Genomic DNA, 15,227 nt, shown 5'->3' with positions numbered 1-15,227 from the left:
AACCTAACTATTTACCGCACTGCCACCCGTGTCGGCCCGGCGCGCATTGTCCAGCGCCTGGCGAATGAATTCGAGCAGCAATTCGCGCTCGAAGCGGCGGAACCCATGAAATAGCGCGTCATCGGCCTCGCAGGCGGCAGAAATTGCCTGATCGCGCAGCCCCTCGCCTCTTGGCGTCAGAAAGATCAGCTGGGCGCGGCGATCCGTGGGATGCGGCTTGCGATCAATCAGCCCATCACGCTCCATGCGAGACAGCGTATTGGCCATAGTGGCCTGCTCGACATCGACCCGTTCGAGCAATTGCTTCTGCGTTAAGCCCTGCTCCTGCCACAGCTCCAGCAGGATCGGAAACTGACCGGCGGAAAAGCCCAGACCTTCAGCACGGGCTTGCAAAGCGCGGCCAAATTCCTTGGCGAGCTGGCTAACGAGATAGGTTGGTGATTGCCGGCGATCAAAGACCATGGCGGAATGATAGGCCGGTTTCTGAAATGAGGCAATCCGGCCGCCGTCCCGGCGACAGCCTTTGGGAGGCACCACCCAAAAAAGAAAAGTCGCCACGGCCGGAGGCGGCGCCGTGACGACTTTCGTAACAGGGGACAAAGGCCCGGAGAGGGGGGATAAGGCCTTTGTCCTGAAGTCTGAAGCGGCGGGGGACGAGCCGGCTTTCAGACCGCGGCGCCAATCATGCGCCGGTGACTAGTAAATGCGCCAGCAAATGTGTCTTTTCAAGGGAGCAAGGATTACAATCCGGTAAGCTTTTCGTGATGACACAGGAAAATCGTCACTTGATGATGCGGCGATTACGCAGAAGCGCCAAACCGAGAGAAAAAATGAGGAATAACAGGAGCGTCAGCGCGAACCCTTCCAGACTTTCGATGAAAGACCGACCGGCATGATAGGTCAAAAGGGTCGCTTCGAGGGCGATCAACAATCCGAGAGCGGCGGTATAACCGATGCTGAATGTTTCGCCCTTCACCCACTTTGCCCACGGCCATCGACGCTCTACCCAAAAAACGGCCAGGAGAATAGCGAGAAAGCCTAACAATTTGATCGCGAATAGGCTCCCTGAATCGTTCCTGGAGCTAAGAGCGACCACGAGAAATACGATACTTGCGGAAACAAGCTCCTTGCGGCGCATTGGTCAATCCTCCGATCAGACAGAAAGTCACCATCATCAAAAGACGCTCTATGGCACGACGGTAAAACAGCGGGCAAACCGTGACGGAAGCATGGACCTTTTCGGGCCGGCGCGCTATCCCTTTGCCCATGAAAAAAGGCGATCATCTCTTTCTTGTCGACGGCTCCGGCTTCATCTTCCGGGCTTTCCATGCGCTTCCGGCGCTGACCCGCAAATCCGACGGCTTGCCGGTCGGCGCAGTCTCCGGTTTCTGCAACATGATGTGGAAACTGTTGACCGAGGCGCGCGACACCTCCGTCGGCGTGACGCCCACCCATCTGGCTGTGATCTTCGACTATTCGTCGAAGACCTTCCGCAAGGATATCTACCCGGAATACAAGGCCAATCGCTCTGCTCCGCCGGAAGAACTGGTGCCGCAGTTCGGGCTGATCCGCCAAGCCACCCGCGCCTTTAACCTGCCCTGTATCGAGACTGAAGGCTTCGAGGCCGACGATATTATCGCAACATATGCAAGGGCGGCGGAAGCCATCGGCGCAGACGTCACCATCGTCTCGTCGGACAAGGACCTGATGCAGCTCGTCACCGCCAATGTCCATATGTATGACAGTATGAAGGACAAGCAGATCGGCATTCCCGACGTGATCGAGAAATGGGGCGTGCCGCCGGAAAAAATGATCGACCTGCAATCCCTGACCGGCGACAGCACCGACAATATTCCCGGCATTCCCGGCATTGGACCGAAGACGGCGGCGCAATTGCTGGAGGAATATGGCGATCTGGACACGTTGATGGCCCGCGCCGCTGAGATCAAGCAGAACAAGCGGCGCGAAAACATCCTGGCTGGCGCCGAACTCGTCAAGCTGTCGCGGCAATTGGTAACGCTGCGCACCGATGTGCCGCTCGACATGCCGCTTGACGCGCTGATGCTGGAAAAGCAGGACGGGCCAAAGCTCGTCGCCTTCCTCAAGACCATGGAATTCACCTCGCTGACGCGCCGCGTTGCCGACAGCTGCGATTGCGATGCCAGCGTCATCGAGCCGGCCGTCGTGCCTGTGGAATGGGGTGCAGCCGCCCACGGACCAGATCTCGACAGCGATACATCGGCTCCTGGGCAACCGACTGCCTCAGGCGAGGCCGCAGCCTCGTCTGCAGCGCCGGTGAAAGCCACAGCTGGTAGCGCAACGCCTGCAGATCTTGCCGCAGCCCGGCAATCCGCCTTTGGCAGCCAGCCCATCGACCATTCCACATACGTGACGATCCGCGACCTCACCACACTCCAGGGCTGGATTACCGCCGCAAGAGAGACCGGCGTCGTTGCCTTCGACACCGAGACCACCTCTCTCGATCCGATGCAGGCCGATCTCGTCGGCCTGTCGCTGGCCATCCAGGAAAACGGTCCATCGCCTGGGGCTGCGGCCATTCGCGCCGCCTATCTGCCGCTCGCCCACAAGACCGGCCGTGACGACCTGTTCAGCGACGGGCTGAAGCTGGCGGAAAATCAGGTGCCGATGGATGCGGCGCTTGCCGCGCTGAAGCCGCTCTTGGAAGACCCATCGGTCCTCAAAGTGGCTCAGAACCTGAAATACGATTACCTCGTGATGAAACGGCATGGCGTTACCATCAAGGGCTTCGACGACACGATGCTGATCTCATACGTGCTGGAGGCCGGTGTCGGCGCCCACGGCATGGACAGTCTGTCGGAGCGCTGGCTTGGCCACAAGCCGATCCCCTACAAAGAGGTGGCCGGATCGGGCAAATCGCTCGTTACCTTCGATCTCGTCGACATCGACAAGGCAACGGCCTATGCCGCCGAGGATGCCGATGTGACGCTGCGTCTTTGGCTAGTGCTGAAGCCAAGGCTTGCCGCTGCCGGCCTTGCCCGCGTCTATGAGCGGCTGGAAAGGCCGCTGGTGCCGGTTCTGGCTGAAATGGAAGAGCGCGGCATCACCATCGACCGCCAGATTCTGTCGCGCCTGTCGGGCGAACTCGCCCAGAAGGCAGCTGCCTTCGAAGACGAGATCTACGAACTGGCCAGCGAACGCTTCAACATCGGCTCGCCGAAGCAATTGGGCGATATCCTGTTCGGCCGCATGGGCCTGCCCGGCGGCACCAAGACCAAGACCGGACAATGGTCGACCTCGGCACAGGTGCTGGAAGACCTTGCCGCTCAGGGCGAACCGCTGCCACGCAAGATCGTTGACTGGCGCCAGCTGACCAAGCTGAAATCGACCTATACCGATGCCCTGCCCGGCTATGTGCATCCGCAGACAAAGCGCGTGCATACATCCTATTCCATGGCGGCAACCACCACCGGGCGCTTGTCGTCTTCGGAACCGAACCTGCAGAACATTCCGGTGCGCACCGCCGAAGGCCGCAAGATCCGCACCGCCTTCATTTCCACGCCGGGTCATAAACTGCTATCGGCGGACTATAGCCAGATCGAACTGCGCGTGCTTGCCCATGTCGCAGACATTCCGCAGCTGCGCCAGGCCTTCGCCGATGGCGTCGACATCCACGCGATGACGGCCTCGGAAATGTTCGGCGTGCCCGTAGACGGCATGCCCTCGGAAGTGCGTCGCCGTGCCAAAGCAATCAATTTCGGGATCATCTACGGCATTTCCGCATTCGGTCTTGCCAACCAGCTTAGCATCGAGCGGTCGGAAGCCGGCGAATATATCAAGAAGTATTTCGAGCGCTTCCCCGGCATAAAGGACTATATGGAAGCCACCAAGGCCTTTGCCCGCGAGCATGGCTATGTCGAGACGATTTTCGGCCGGCGCGCCCATTATCCCGAGATCAAATCGTCCAATCCGTCGATGCGCGCCTTCAACGAGCGGGCGGCGATCAACGCACCGATCCAAGGCTCGGCCGCAGACGTCATCCGCCGCGCCATGGTTCAGGTCGAGCCAGCGCTTGCCAAGGCCGGCCTTGGTGAGAAGACGCGGATGCTTTTGCAGGTGCATGACGAACTGATATTCGAGGTCGAAGACGAGGCCATCGAGGCGGCCATGCCCGTGATCGTCTCGACCATGGAAAACGCCGCCATGCCGGCGATCGCCATGCGCGTGCCGCTGAAGGTTGACGCCCGCGCTGCCCTTAACTGGGACGAGGCGCATTAATGCGCCTCGTCTAGCTAGTTACGGTTGCTAGCTTTTAAGCAATCCGCTCCGGCCGGCGATAGCCGGTCGGCTGCTCGTAGAGCCAGCCGATCCGGGCAATGGCCGCATCCACATCTTCGCGGGCCACGCTCATCGTGTGGCCGTTGGCGTGCAGTAGCGTGCGTTCGTCTTCCATGATACCGGCATGGCCTTTCCAGAAGATCAGGTCGCCGCGACGAAGATCGCTTCTATCGATGGGGTTACCGAGACCTGCGGCCTGCATGTCGCTGTCGCGCGGCGCCTGAAGTCCGCACATCAGCATGGAAAGCTGCACGAGGCCGGAGCAGTCGATGCCGTGACCGCTGCGACCGCCCCAGAGATAGGGCGTTTCCAGGAATCGGGCGGCAACGGCGACGTAATCCACGCCGGCAGGGGTGCCGATGGAGCGGCAATGATCGGCGATCACGGCACGACCGTCATCCAGCAGAAAATAGCGCGTGCCGCGGGTTTCGGCTTCGCCCGTCACCGTCAGGCGACTGCCCATGGAGATCGCCAGCTGGTTGGGAAAGCGCAGATCCGGGCCAGTATAGAGAAAGCTGCGTGGCACCGTCACCCAATGGGTCGGAGGCGCTTCGATAGGGCCGAGCGCAGTCTCCGGGAGATAGCCGACATAGCCATCGGACACAGCCTTGACCCAGGCCCAGCCGTCGGCACGATCGAAGACTTTGACCTCCTCGCCCAGAAGCAATTCCGTATCGATGCCGCTGGCAAGGTCGGGACGCGGACGCAAGGCTGCGACCGGCACCGTAACGCGCGCAGGAATGCCCTCGACGAAGCGCTCAGCCTCAACAAGGCTGGCGAGAGCCGCATCGGCCAGATCGGGTCTATAGGCGTTCAGCCTGCGGTCAAGCTTGTGATCCGGCGCCATCGTCACGTCCTTACGGTTCGCGCCTGATCGATGATCAGGTCGCCCAGTTTTTCCAGATAGAGCGCGCCGCCGACCGTTCGCTTGATGATGACGTTGCGCTTGTCCATGTCGTCGCGCACCCGGTCCACCAGGCCCATCTCGCCCATTGTGTTGAGCGCGCGGGTGATGACCGGCTTCGTCACCTTGAGCGTCGCGGCAAGGCCCCGCACCGTGTGCGGCGGCGGCACGAGATATATATGCAAGAGAATCGACAACTGGCGCAGCGTCAGATCGCGACCATCGCCCTGCACCTGGCGCAGCGTCACATGATGCCACAGGCCCAGGGCCGCCGTCGCCGTCAGGTCAAGGCTCATTGCCGGCTCCGCTCTCGTTTCGCTTCCGTTCCATATCACACAAAAAACCCGGGCGCTGCAAGCAGGCCCGGGTGTTTTCATTCAAATTGGAACGGTCACAAATCGACTTATTTCAGCGAACCGATATAGCGGTAGAGTGCCCGGATCGCCTGGGCTTCACCGCCAACAGGACTATGAGGCCGGTCCTGCGAGGCCCAGCCGAAGATGTCGAAATGCGCCCAGCTTGCCGTGCGGGTGACGAAGCGCTTGAGGAACAGCGCTGCCGTGATAGCGCCCGCCATGCCGCCGGCCGGCGCATTGGTGAGATCAGCGATCTGCGAGCGGACCAGTTTCTCGTAGCCGGGAAACAGCGGCAGGCGCCAGAAGGGATCGTCTGTCTCCAGGCTTGCATCGGCCAGATCATAGGCCAGACCATCGTCATTGCTGAAGAAGGCCGGGACATCCGGGCCGAGTGCCACCCGCGCAGCGCCCGTCAGCGTCGCCATGTCGATCAGCAGATCGGGCTCCTCCTCATCGGCGTAGGTCAGGGCATCCGCGAGAATCAGCCGGCCTTCCGCATCGGTATTGTCGATCTGCACCGTCAGGCCCTGACGGCTGGTATAGACATCGCCTGGGCGGAAGGCGTTGGCGGAAATCGAGTTTTCAACGGCCGGCACGATGACGCGCAGATCGACCTTCAACTTGGCATCCATGATCATCAGCGCCAGGCCGAGCACATTCGCGGCACCGCCCATGTCCTTCTTCATCAGCAACATGGAGGAGGAAGGCTTGATGTCGAGACCGCCGGTATCGAAGCAGACGCCCTTGCCAACCAAAGTGACCTTCTTATGGCCCTTCTTGCCCCAGCGCATCTCCAACAGCCGCGGCGCCTGGGCACTGGCCCGGCCGACAGTGTGTACCAGCGGAAAATTGCGGTGCAGTAGTTCATCGCCCACGACGACGCTGACCTCTGCCTTGTAGTGACTGGCAAGATCGCGGAAGGCCTTTTCCAAGTCCGCCGGTCCCATGTCGTTGGTCGGCGTGTTGATCAGGTCGCGCGCCAGGAAAACGCCGGCGAGTTGGCGGGCGATGTCACCAGCGTCAGCATCCTGCGGCATCAGCAGTTTCGGATGATCCGACTTGTCGGCTTTGTAGCGCTCGAACCGGTAGCTGCCGAGACCATAGCCCATAACCAGGCGGTTAGCGGTCAAGGGCGCGGTTTCGATGTGCCAATCGCCGCCGGGCAGTGAACGCGCCAGTTTGCCGGTCAGGAAGGGATTTTCGCCGGGTGACGTGCCAAGCCCGAACAGGGCTCCGCCCAACTGGCCATCGCTGGTCGGAATCAGCAGCAGCGACCCCACGTCAGCCTTGTATCCGGCCTTTTTCGCCCAATCCAGCGCGACGGGGTCGATGGCGCCCGTTTCGATATGAGCCGGCGTCACCGCGAAGATCGGCAGGGATTTTCCGCCCTTGGTCAGGAATGGGGTGGGTCTTTCGATATATTGATAGGGTGCCATGATTGCCCTTTAGCGGTTCCACGTCTTCTCGGAGCGAGAATTTACAGCAAAATCCTTTAGAACCGGTTCTTTTGATCCTGCTGATTTTGCTGGATGACCAGCCAGTCGGCGCCTCCCGCCCAAAGACCTTCACACAGCGGAAATTAACAATCCATTAGGGTTAACAGATTATTGCTTTTGCCAGAGTTGCGAGGAAGAGAACGAATCATTCGCCCCGTAACCATAGGCTTTTGGGGGTATACATGGCCATGTGGCGTTCATGCGTTCAGGTTCCAGAGCAGGTTCAAGGGCAGGTCCGCAAAGGGCTTGGTCGTCCGGCTCTGACGGCGCTTGTCTTGGCGCTGACCCTTTGCGGCTGCGCAACCACATCGCAGAACGGCTCCAAGACCGACAACATGTCGACCGGCTCTATCCCTGCCATGACCAAGCCGGTCGAGCAGATGACGCCTGGTGAAATTGCCGTGGCCACGGATACCATGGGCCGAGCCTATGAAAAGAACCGCAAGAACGCCCAGATCGGCATTGCCTATGCCAATCTGCTGCAGATGAGCGGCCGGGCGCCGCAGGCGCTGTCCGTCATGCAGCAAGTTGTTATTGCCAATCCGTCCGACCGCACAGTGCTTGCGGCCTACGGCAAAGCGCAAGCAGCAGCTGGCCAGTTGGAACAGGCGCTGACCACCATTACCCGTGCCCAGACGCCAGATCGGCCCGATTGGCGGCTCTATTCGGCCCAGGGCGCCGTCCTCGACCAACTCGGTCGCACCCAGGAAGCCCGCGCCGCCTATCAGCAGGCCCTACAGATCCAGCCGAACGAGCCCTCAGTCCTGTCGAATATGGGCATGTCCTACCTGCTCGGCGGCGACCTGAAGACGGCGGAAACCTATCTTCGCACCGCAGCCCAGCAGCCCGGCGCAGATAGCCGCATCCGCCAAAACCTTGCTCTTGTCGTCGGCCTGCAAGGACGCTTCGACGAAGCAGACCGGATCGCCCGGGCCGAGCTTTCGCCCGACCAGGCTCAGGCCAATCTCGCCTATCTCCGCACGATGATGAACCAGCAGAACACCTGGAAGCAGCTGGCGGCAAAGGATACGGGTGCCACCAACAGCGCGGCAAAGACCCCGCTTCGCTAGAGTTTGTCAGGGAAAAGTGGAACCCGGTTTTCCCGAAATGACAACCGAAAACAGAGAAAAGAGTGTCTGTCTGGTTCGATCTGAACCTGACAGACTCAAAATGCAGATCAGGTTCTCACGCCCTCGATGACCAGCCGCAGTCCGAGACCTGCGAGCACCAGGGCCGCCAGACGATCCAGCGGCTTCCTGGCTGCCAGATAGGCACGGCGGGGCATCGGCGCCGAGAACACCAGCGCGACCAGCGCATACCATCCCGCCTCCACCAGAAAAACCACGCCCGGTAACAGCAGAACGAGCATCTGATCTGGCCGGAACGGCAGCAGGGCCGCGAAAATGCTGGCATAAACAATAGCGGTTTTGGGATTGCTGATCTGCGTCAGGCAGGCGGTGCCATAGGTCCGGGCCAGAGACGCGGGCATTTCACCTTGCATCTGCTGCTCGATTGGTTGTGAAGCACCGCGCCACAGCCTCCACGCCATGGAGACGAGATAAAGGCCACCAGCGATCTGCAACAGCCGGTGCAACCAACCGAATTGGGTGATCAAGGTCGCCAATCCGGCAAGCGCCAGCAGCGCAAACACCAGTCCGCCTGTGCCCATGCCCAGCGCCGCCATCAGGCCGGCCTTCCTGGATCGGGTCATGGCTAGATGGCTGACGAGAAGAAAGCTCGGCCCAGGGCTTGCTGCGCCGACCAGAAGGGCGGTGGCTATGGCAAATAAAGTTGCAAGCATCGTCATACGGCATCTCCATCAAAAGAGGAAATTGCCCAGGCGTACGGCCGCGGACATCCGCTGATCGCTTGCTCATGAAAACACAAGCGCCGCGCTTCCCGATGGTGCTCCATCTTCAAGTGTGCAGTGGGATCAAGAGCGCCACAAAACTGCTGGCCACGCCATCCTTCCCATCACGCTTTTATTCGCCAGTAACGCGGATAAGGGATCTATCACGCCTTCAGCAGGGCTTCAATCGCGCCGACAAAATGCCGTCCGGCCTCATCGAGCGCGCCCGAATTGTCGATGGTAACAACGGGATAGTCACCGCTGATATCGGGCGAGCCGCGCTGCAACCGCTGCAGGATATCTTCGCGGCTCTCCCGCCCCCGCGCTTCCAGCCGATCGGCCAGAACCTCAGGGCGCGCGGTGATATTGACCACCGTCAGCTGCGGAAACACCTCGCGGAACTGCGGCAGGACCGAGCGTGAGCCGTTGGCAATCACCACTCCACCATCCGATAGCCAGCTATGCACCTCTTCCGGAATGCCGTAGCTCAGACCATGGGCATCCCAATCGATGGCAAAGCGGCCGGCGGCCCTCATATCGTCGAATTGGGTCGGTGTGGCGGGAAGGTGGTCCTCACCGCCGGCATCGGCGGGTCGGGTGATCACGCGCTGCACGAAATGCACGGCCCTGTTTTCGGCGGTGGTGACCCCGGCAAAATGGTGCCGGGCATAGGCCATCAGGCTGTCCTTTCCGGCACCGCTTGGGCCGACCACGACGACCATTCGGCCTTGAGCCGGAAGGCTGTCGGCTTTGGCAGGAGATTGCGCCATTACGCCACCCGTCTGCCCTGGCGCCAGACCGAGCGCACGACAGGCACGCCGCCCTGGTTTTCGCTGTAGCGCACCCGAACCAGGTCGGCACGTAGGGCAGGCGCGATCCGACCCCGGTCATCGAGACCAACGGTGCGGGCGGGCGTCGAGGTGACCATGGCCAGTGCCTGCGGCAGGCTGATCGCCTCGTAGCGATGGGCCAGCACAAAAGGTGCGTGCAACAGGCTGAGCGGGATATAGTCCGACGAGAGAACGTCGAGCACGCCGCGTTCCGCCAGATCGGTGGCGGCGATGTTTCCGGAATGGGAGCCGCCGCGCACCACGTTCGGCGCGCCCATCAGCACACTCATGCCGGCCTGATGCGAGGCATCAGCAGCTTCGAGACTGGTCGGAAACTCCGCCAGCCGCACGCCATGGCCCTTGGCCTCCTCGACATGAGCCAGCGTCGCGTCGTCATGGCTGGCGACAGTGATGCCGCGCTCGGCGCAGATGCGGGCGAGCGTGTCACGATGCTCGCCGGAATATTGCGCCGAAGCCTCCAGCCGCTTTGCAACGAAACGGGCAAAAGCCTCGTCGGTCAAACCCTTCTTGGTCTTATAATAGAGCGTGTATTGATCCATGGTCTGAAACTGGCGCTGGCCCGGGGAATGGTCCATCAGCGAGACCAGCCGCACATGCGGGTCCTGTTCGAAATCCGAAAAATGATCCAGCACATTGTCAGAGGCTACTTCGCAGCGCAGATGCAGGAGATGCTCGGCACGCAACCGGTCGTCCTTCTCGGCGGCCTGGATGGCATCGGCCATGTCGCGCATTTCGCCCTTTTCAAAGCCGCCATCTTCATCCGAGCCCATGCGCAGACAATCGAAGACGGTGGTAATGCCTGACGTGACGACCTGGGCATCATGGGCCTGGATCGCAGCCGTCTTGTTCCAGCGCACGCCGGGGCGTGGCGAATAGTGGGATTCGAGATGGTCGGTATGGAGCTCGACCAGGCCGGGGATAAGGTAATCGCCACCGAAGTCCTCGCCCACGCTGCTGGCACCCTCGGAGATTTCGGCGATCAGGCCGTCACGGATCACGACGGTTCCCTTGAGCAGCAATCCGCTTTCAAGCACCACGGTGGCATTCGAGAAGACAGTTTCATTCGACATCAGAGATTTCCTTCACGCCTGCGAGCGTCTGTCTGGTTTTCGTTTGTCTTTTCGGGAAAACCGGTTCCCACTTTTCCCTGACAAACTTTAAGGGGCAACCAGCGGTGAACGATAAAAGGAGCGCCACGGTTCGGCTCAATGAAAAGGCCAAGGCCGGTAACGGGTAGCGGTCGGCGATTAAAATCGGCAAAGCGGGCTTCGAGAGCGGCGCGCATGGCAGGACTTTGCTCCGGCCCTACCGGTCCAGTCAGGGTCATGTGAAAGCGGAATTCCTCGAACACATAGGGATAGCCCCATTTTGTCAGCATCGCGCGCTGGCCCTCACTCAGCTTTTCCGGCTTGCGCCTGGCGATATCGGCTTCGCTCAAGGGTGCGCGGAACGGTTCGAAGGCCTCCACCACAGAGGCGGCGAAATCCTGCAGGGGCTGATGGCGATGCTCGGGAACGAGGGCAAAGAAAGGACCGAGCTGATCGACCACCGCGCTCGGGATCTCAAACGCGGGTACTGTTTCGCAGAAGCGCTCGAAAGCCTCGATCAGGTCCGCTTCGCTCGCGCCTTCCTTCAGGGAAAACGGCGCCTTCAGCGTCGCATGAAAGCCATAGCGGCGCGGATCGGCGGTCAGTGCAGCGATCTCCTCGGCGGAAAAGCCTTCGACCGGCGCCTGCTCGCCCAGCGCACCATTGAAGGCATCCCGGCCAAGCCAGTGTCTTGCGACGAGAGTCAGCGGATCATCGGCGGGCGGCGTGAAATAAATGGCGTAACGCAAGGCATCAACCCTAAGAATCAGCATGAGGAAGCGTCATTTGACCTTTCTCACGCCTATGAAACAAGCTCCGCCCGACCAATGCGCGCGAATATGGAGGAATAATCGGATCAGCGCTGCGCGCCGATCAGTTTGGAACGCAGCAGATTGGAAATCGCGTCGAAGACGAACACGACCAGCAGGATCAGCAGCACCATATAGCAGACATTTTCCCAGTTCTGGTTGGTGCGCATTGCCTCCCAGAGTTTGAGACCAATGCCGCCGGCACCAACCGCGCCGATGATCGTCGCCGAACGGGTATTGGATTCCCAGAAATACAAAGCCTGCGATGCAAATACCGGCAGAACCTGCGGCAGGATGCCAAAGCGCTGCACCGCGAGCGGCGAGGCGCCGACCGATTTCACGCCCTCGCGCTGCTTGTCGTCGATATTCTCCAATGCCTCGGAATAGAGCTTTCCAAAGGTGCCGGTATCGGTGAAGAAAATCGCCGAAATGCCAGCAAGCGGCCCCGGCCCAAAAGCGCGGGTGAAAAACAACGCCCAGATCAGCATGTCCACCGAGCGCAGGAAATCGAAGAAACGCTTGGTGATCTGATTGACTGGCCGGTTGCGGGTGATGTTGCGCGCCGCGATGAAAGATAGGGGAAAGGCGACCAGCGAGGCGAAGACCGTGCCGACAAAGGCCATGACAAGCGTCTGCGCCAGCTTGGTCCAGACATCGAGATGCTGCCAGGATGGATTGTAGAGAATGTCGTTCCAGGCGAGCGACAGGTTGGATTGGGCCGGATCGAGCCTGGCGCCCGATGTCACCAGGCTGATCACCTCACCGGTCGATTTGCCGAAGAAAGCGGAATTGGTGTCAAAGAAGAAATTGGCCCAGCCAAAGAAGCGGTTGCGCACACGCACCCGGTCGGCGCTGATGTCGACCCAGCCGTCGAAACCGAAATAGGCCATGACGCGGCCGCCGCGCTCCCGCTGCTCCACCCAGGTCGGCAGTGGGCCATCGGCAAGCACAGTGCCGGCCTTGCGGTCGAGCATCAGGGTGACGCTTTCGGCTCCGCGCGTAAGTTCGACACTGGCAGGATCAACCAGCAGCGAGGAATGAGCGCCGAGCCGTACATCGGCCTTGGTGATCACTTCCTCCTGCCGCGTGGTCGGCGCTGCCACCTCGACGGGTGCCTGCTGCGTCGCGGCGCCCATGAAATTGAAGCTGGAGGGTTTTGGAGCCGGCGCGGCTGCGGCCGGTGCATCTGCTGCACCCGTCGTGCGCGTCATCATCGCCTTCTGGGTGACCAGCCAGTTCGGGTTCGGGTTGGGGCCGATAGGATCGAAGCGCGAATAGGCGATCGAGATGGCGCCGTCGCCGGCAATATTGATTTCCGGACGGATTTCGTAGGAAACCCAATCGGCCAGGTAGTTGCCGGCAATCGACCAGTTGGCGGTGGAGATCACCTTGCCAACGGCAAAAAACCACCAGGAAAAGGCAAAATAGAGCGCCAGAACCGAGACGGTGATAGGCACCTTGTAGCGCTGCAATAGGCTGCGGCGGAAGATCTCGGGATGGCGAGCGGCGATCTTGTCCATGTCGGCAGCGGAGAGATGGGTCATGACAAATCCTCAGGCGACCACATGGAAGGCCTGTTCGCCGACCAATTTGCGGCGCAGCCAGGCGGAGAATTGATCGACGGCAATCACCGTCGTCAGCAGCAGCATGACGATGGCGACAGTTTTCGCCGCATGGCCCTGGCTGATCGACAGACGCAAGGGTTCACCGATGCCGCCACCGCCGACCGCACCGATAATGGTGGAGGCGCGCACGTTGATTTCCATGCGCAGCAGGGCGTAGCTGATGAAATTTGGCATGACCTGCGGCACCATGCCGAACCACAGCCGCTCCAGCCAATTGCCGCCAACGGCGTGCAGGCCCTCGTCCGGCTTCATATCGGCATTCTCAACCACTTCGAAAAACAGCTTGCCGAGCGCGCCCACCGTATGGACGGACACAGCAATCATCGCCGGGATCGGCCCGAGCGAGAGGATGGCGAGGAAGAAACCAGCCAGGACCACTTCCGGAAAGGCGCGAAGCACTTCCATGAACCGCCGTGCCGGCCAGCGCACCCACTTGCTCGGCATCATGTTGCGCGCAGCCATGAAGGACAGGCAGAAGCCGAGCATGCCACCCAGCAGCGTCGAGACCAGTGCAATGTTCAGCGTCTCGATCATCTTGTAGAAATATTCAGGGATGTAGAGCGTCTGGGTAATGTAGAAGCGCCCTTCCGGATAATTGTATTTCAGGCTGCCATCGTCATAGGGCGACGGCAGGTCGAACATCGCCCGCCAGATCTCGCGGCCATCGCGGGGAATGAGCGTCTCCACGAAATCGAACAGATGCGGCAGCCGGTCGAGGAACTTCCCCGAATTGGTGTCGTTGGCAAACCAGAGCGATCCCGACAGCGCCAGAAGCAGTACGGCAAGGCCGGCCAGCGTATAGAGGCGACGGGTTCTGGCAAGCGCGTTCCAGTGGCTTTCGATCACGCGGCCCTGATCGCTCAGCAGGGACAATCCGGCGGTATGGCTCATCGGACACTTTCCGAAATGGGTAAAATGGAGAAGCCGCCGGCATCATGCCGGCGGCTCGTCTTTAAGCGGAGCTATCAGCCGCCGATGGTGGCCTTGCGGGCATCGATGACAGGCTTGTAGAAATCGACATTCACCTCTGCGAAGCCCTTGAAATCGCCGCCTTCGATGGCGGCGAAGCAGGCTGCGTCGGTCTTCGGCAGGGCCATCATATAGGCCTTGATCTTGGTCTTCATGTCATCGCTCATGGACGAGCGAACAACGATCGGGCCGTTCGGGATCAGCGGCGACTTCCACAGTTCGACCAGGTCGTCCATGTTGAGAACGCCCTTGTCGACCATCTTGCGCAGGTTGCCCGACGTATAGCCGTCCTTGAAGTTGCCGACGCCGGAACCGAAGGTCGTACCGGCATCGAAGGTGCCCTTCAGCACTTCGAGAACCAGATTTTCATGACCGCCGCCGAAGCCGGTCGACGCGACGTAATCCTTGACTGGCTTGCCGCCGAGCGCGTCGGGCAGGGTCACGGTCGGGATCAGGTAGCCGGAGGTGCTATCGGGATCGGCAAAGCCGAGCTTCTTGCCCTTGATGTCGGTGACCTTGGTCATGCCGCTGTCCTTGCGGGCAACCATGATCGAGTAATAGCCCATGGAGCCGTCGGTCTGCACGGTGGTCAGGATCGGCTCGACAGCCTTGGGATTGGCCAGATAGGCCTTGGCGTAGCCGGAGGCGCCAAGCTCGGCATAATCGAGCGTGCCGCCGAGCAGGCCCTGAATGACGCCGTCATAGTCGGAGGCCGGGAAGAGCGAAACCTTGGTGAAGCCGAACTGCTTCTTCAGGCCGTCCGACAGGCAGTTATAGTTGCGCAGACGGTCGGCTTCGTTTTCGCCGCCGAGGATGCCGATGCGGAATTCCTTCAGGTCTTCCGCAGCAGCTACGCCGGCCAGCGACAGAAGCGTCACCGATGCAAGCAGGATTTTCTTCAACATGGTCTCTCTCCTGGTTTTCCGGCCTGGTTTTCCGCCAAATCCGGATCTGTCCCTGTGA

At 60.7% G+C, this 15,227-nt stretch carries 14 protein-coding genes; 2 read left to right on the top strand and 12 right to left on the bottom strand.

Annotated features, from left to right (window positions below; all coding sequences use genetic code 11):
• Positions 1-3 precede the first annotated feature (3 nt).
• Positions 4-462: a MarR family winged helix-turn-helix transcriptional regulator gene (locus BJF91_RS06025; RefSeq protein WP_075613827.1), complete on the bottom strand. Its 459-nt coding sequence runs from the start codon at positions 460-462 to the stop codon at positions 4-6.
• Positions 463-781: 319 nt separating this feature from the next.
• Complete coding sequence (locus tag BJF91_RS06020; RefSeq protein ID WP_075613580.1) at positions 782-1,138, bottom strand: hypothetical protein; 357 nt, start codon at positions 1,136-1,138, stop codon at positions 782-784.
• Positions 1,139-1,266: 128 nt separating this feature from the next.
• On the opposite strand from BJF91_RS06020, the gene polA reads away from it, so the two are divergent.
• Complete coding sequence (gene polA, locus BJF91_RS06015) at positions 1,267-4,257, top strand: DNA polymerase I (RefSeq protein WP_075613579.1); 2,991 nt, start codon at positions 1,267-1,269, stop codon at positions 4,255-4,257.
• A 34-nt stretch (positions 4,258-4,291) separates the two neighbouring features.
• Here polA and BJF91_RS06010 read toward each other — a convergent pair whose 3' ends face one another.
• From BJF91_RS06010 to BJF91_RS06000, 3 genes are all read right to left on the bottom strand, one after another.
• Positions 4,292-5,164, bottom strand: coding sequence for a C40 family peptidase (locus tag BJF91_RS06010; protein ID WP_075613578.1), 873 nt, complete (start codon positions 5,162-5,164; stop codon positions 4,292-4,294).
• A 2-nt stretch (positions 5,165-5,166) separates the two neighbouring features.
• Positions 5,167-5,517, bottom strand: a complete 351-nt coding sequence (locus BJF91_RS06005) for a MarR family winged helix-turn-helix transcriptional regulator (protein WP_075613577.1) — start codon at positions 5,515-5,517, stop codon at positions 5,167-5,169.
• A gap of 107 nt (positions 5,518-5,624) precedes the next feature.
• Positions 5,625-7,013, bottom strand: a complete 1,389-nt coding sequence (locus BJF91_RS06000) for a leucyl aminopeptidase family protein (protein ID WP_075613576.1) — start codon at positions 7,011-7,013, stop codon at positions 5,625-5,627.
• Positions 7,014-7,255: 242 nt separating this feature from the next.
• Here BJF91_RS06000 and BJF91_RS05995 point away from each other — a divergent pair, with 242 nt between their 5' ends.
• Entirely contained in the window at positions 7,256-8,143 is an 888-nt protein-coding gene (locus BJF91_RS05995) for a tetratricopeptide repeat protein (protein WP_234801557.1), read from the top strand.
• 107 nt (positions 8,144-8,250) lie between these two features.
• Here BJF91_RS05995 and BJF91_RS05990 read toward each other — a convergent pair whose 3' ends face one another.
• The 7 genes from BJF91_RS05990 to phnD form a co-directional block, all read right to left on the bottom strand.
• Positions 8,251-8,880 carry a LysE family translocator gene (locus BJF91_RS05990; RefSeq protein ID WP_075613575.1) on the bottom strand — a complete coding sequence of 210 codons (630 nt, stop codon included), beginning with the start codon at positions 8,878-8,880 and terminating at the stop codon, positions 8,251-8,253.
• A 206-nt stretch (positions 8,881-9,086) separates the two neighbouring features.
• Entirely contained in the window at positions 9,087-9,692 is a 606-nt protein-coding gene (gene phnN, locus BJF91_RS05985; RefSeq protein WP_075613574.1) for a phosphonate metabolism protein/1,5-bisphosphokinase (PRPP-forming) PhnN, read from the bottom strand.
• Positions 9,692-10,843, bottom strand: coding sequence for an alpha-D-ribose 1-methylphosphonate 5-triphosphate diphosphatase (locus tag BJF91_RS05980; RefSeq protein ID WP_075613573.1), 1,152 nt, complete (start codon positions 10,841-10,843; stop codon positions 9,692-9,694). Before BJF91_RS05980 ends, phnN begins: the two co-directional genes overlap by 1 nt.
• Positions 10,843-11,610 (bottom strand): DUF1045 domain-containing protein, encoded by a 768-nt coding sequence (locus BJF91_RS05975; RefSeq protein WP_083943210.1) that lies wholly within the window; start codon positions 11,608-11,610, stop codon positions 10,843-10,845. The genes BJF91_RS05980 and BJF91_RS05975 overlap by 1 nt, the downstream gene beginning before the upstream one ends.
• 107 nt (positions 11,611-11,717) lie before the next feature.
• Positions 11,718-13,214 carry a phosphonate ABC transporter, permease protein PhnE gene (gene phnE / locus BJF91_RS05970; protein WP_075613572.1) on the bottom strand — a complete coding sequence of 499 codons (1,497 nt, stop codon included), beginning with the start codon at positions 13,212-13,214 and terminating at the stop codon, positions 11,718-11,720.
• 9 nt (positions 13,215-13,223) lie between these two features.
• On the bottom strand, positions 13,224-14,186 hold the full coding sequence (gene phnE, locus BJF91_RS05965) for a phosphonate ABC transporter, permease protein PhnE (protein WP_075613571.1): 963 nt from the start codon (positions 14,184-14,186) through the stop codon (positions 13,224-13,226).
• Positions 14,187-14,260: 74 nt separating this feature from the next.
• A complete protein-coding gene (gene phnD / locus BJF91_RS05960; protein ID WP_075613570.1) occupies positions 14,261-15,169 on the bottom strand; it encodes a phosphonate ABC transporter substrate-binding protein in 909 nt (302 codons plus the stop codon).
• Positions 15,170-15,227: the final 58 nt, after the last annotated feature.

The organism is Gillisella taibaishanensis (assembly GCF_001938985.1).
In the GTDB taxonomy this organism is placed as follows: domain Bacteria; phylum Pseudomonadota; class Alphaproteobacteria; order Rhizobiales; family Rhizobiaceae; genus Allorhizobium; species Allorhizobium taibaishanense.
This window is presented reverse-complemented; position numbering and strand designations above follow the sequence as displayed.